This is a genomic window from Mycetocola manganoxydans (assembly GCF_003667545.1).
GTDB lineage: Bacteria > Actinomycetota > Actinomycetes > Actinomycetales > Microbacteriaceae > Mycetocola_A > Mycetocola_A manganoxydans.
In genome coordinates, this window is the sequence record NZ_RCUV01000015.1 from 1 (window position 1) to 1543 (window position 1543).

Consider the following 1543-nt stretch of genomic DNA (forward strand, 5'->3'; position numbering starts at 1 on the left):
GAGCGGGTACTCTCCGATAACGGTTCCGCCTACAAATCCCACCTCTGGCGCGACACCTGCACCGAGCTCGGCATCAAAGCAAAGAAGACCCGGCCCTACCGGCCGCAGACAAACGGAAAGATCGAACGCTTCCACCGCACCCTCGCCGACGGTTGGGCATTCAGCAAGCACTACACAACCGAGTCAGCCCGCCGAAACGCACTCCCGGCCTGGCTCCACGAATACAATCACCACAGACCCCACACCGCCATCGGAGGCCACCCACCCATCAGCCGGTTAACCAACCTGGCTGGGCAGTACACCTAGAAGGTTCCCGCAGAGCGTCGCTGGCCGTCCCTCGAATGACCACCCTACGAATCTGCACAGTGACTATTTCTAGGCGCCGATTCGTGCCAAGTTGACCAAAGTCGCGAATGGTCGGATCGTTGCATAGAAACTTGAGTGAGGGTTCTCGTTGGGCTTTCTGCAATGGCCCGACGCGCGAATTACCCGCGCGGCGGGGCATCAGCGTACAGTCTCGAGAACACGAGTACGACCCACCGGCATCCATCGGAGTACATGTTGCTTATCATCATTGGCTTCCTGTTCCTCCTCGCAGGTCTTGCGGTCTCCGCGCGTTCGAGGATCCTTGAGGTGCGAGCGGCAGGCGGGCGCCGGATCCCGTTGTGGAGGAACGATCGGGGATATCGGCGGCCCGTGGCAAGCGTGCTGTTACTTGTAGGCGGTGTGATACTCGTAGGGATTGGAGCGATGTTCCTCTTTTTTGAATGGGGTCTAGGAGTCATTTTCTTGATGAGTTCAGCATTTGTACCGCCCGCCGTGGTCATCGTGTCTCACAACAGATCCACTCGAGCGAATTCATGAGGGGCTGTTGCGGACAGGGTTCGCCCACGCATCCGCGACAGCGGCTGCGTCCGATATGTTCGGTGCATGAGTGACGAGCAATCGAGGGATGTGCAACATCTCTACATGTTCCTCATAGTCGTCGGAGTCCTCGGAATGATGTGGACTCTAGCTGGCGGTGGGTTTCTCGCCTGGCGTGACGGCATCGAACATAACTGCGTGGTCGAGGGGCCATTCCCCGAATCGCGACCGTACCCCGCGCTTATTCCCCGTGAGCCTGAGCGGGCCTACATCTCTCTGTTGCCCTTCGGGCGTGCCTGCGACTGGAGAAGTGAAGGCGGCCAGGTAATCACGGCACTCCCTGACTGGAACACCACCAGCGTTTTCTTCTTCTTCGCGGCGATGGCCACCACCGGGGGAATCCGCATCGGCCGGGGTGAGAAAAGAACCAAGCCTTCTACGATTAGCGCCGACTAGCGCGCCATCGTCGTGTTGCCGGTTCGATCAGCGGGATACTTCCACACCTCGAATCGCGGGACCGAGTGCATGACCACGTGTACTCGGCTGCACCTGAGCGGTCGCATGTCGTGTCGAAGTTTTGCAAGCTCGTCTGTCGCGCTCAGGGTTGGGCGTGCTGAACACAAGCAATTTCGCAGGCGCGGAAAATCGTTGTTCTCCTATTTGTCCCCGCTGAAGATGT

2 protein-coding genes are annotated in these 1543 nt (G+C 59.0%); both read left to right on the forward strand.

Going from position 1 to position 1543, the window contains the following annotated elements; genetic code table 11:
- Window positions 1-306, forward strand: a 306-nt coding sequence (locus D9V29_RS12165) for an integrase core domain-containing protein (RefSeq protein ID WP_147436277.1), incomplete at its 5' end; no start/stop codon positions are given.
- Window positions 307-930: 624 nt separating this feature from the next.
- On the forward strand, window positions 931-1320 hold the full coding sequence (locus D9V29_RS12170; RefSeq protein WP_121673604.1) for a hypothetical protein: 390 nt from the start codon (window positions 931-933) through the stop codon (window positions 1318-1320).
- Window positions 1321-1543 lie beyond the last annotated feature (223 nt).

Coding starts and splice junctions, on each gene's coding strand:
- D9V29_RS12170 (WP_121673604.1), top strand. CDS start 931: ATGAGTGACGAGCAATCGAGGGATGTGCAACATCTCTACATGTTCCTC.